Origin of the sequence: Dietzia sp. UBA5065, assembly GCA_002415925.1 — a bacterium.
Taxonomy (GTDB): Bacteria; Actinomycetota; Actinomycetes; order Mycobacteriales; family Mycobacteriaceae; genus Dietzia.
Map to the genome: position 1 here is coordinate 11,890 of DIAZ01000115.1, position 603 is coordinate 12,492.

A 603-nucleotide genomic window follows, 5' to 3' on the forward strand; every position below is an offset into this window, starting at 1 on the left:
GAACGGCGTGTGGCGGCCGCCCTCGTCCTTGGACAGGATGTACGCCTGGCCCTCGAAGTTGGTGTGCGGGGTGTAGGCGCCCGGCTTGATGACGACCTGACCGCGCTCGACCTCTTCGCGCTTGAGGCCACGCACCAGCAGACCGACGTTGTCGCCGGCCTCGCCGTAGTCGAGGAGCTTGCGGAACATCTCGATACCGGTGACCGTCGTCTTGGTCGACTTCTCCTTGATACCGATCAGCTCGACGTCCTCGTTGACGTTGACCTTGCCGCGCTCGATACGACCGGTGACGACGGTGCCGCGGCCGGTGATCGTGAAGACGTCCTCGACGGGCATGAGGAACGGCTTGTCCAGCTCGCGCTCGGGATCCGGGATGGAGTCGTCGCACGCCTGCATGAGCTCGACGATCGCCTTGACCCACTTCTCGTCACCCTCGAGCGCCTTGAGCGCCGAGATGTGGACGACGGGGGCGTCCTCGTCGTAGTCCTGCGAGGCGAGGAGCTCACGCACCTCCATCTCGACGAGCTCGAGGATCTCCTCGTCGTCGACCATGTCGCACTTGTTCAGGGCGACCAGGATGTAGGGCACGCCGACCTGGCGGGC

At 65.3% G+C, this 603-nt stretch carries 1 protein-coding gene; it reads right to left on the reverse strand.

From position 1 onward, the window contains the following. A partial coding sequence (locus B4M60_RS08975; RefSeq protein WP_291082494.1) for an EF-Tu/IF-2/RF-3 family GTPase occupies positions 1–603 on the reverse strand: 603 nt, incomplete at both ends.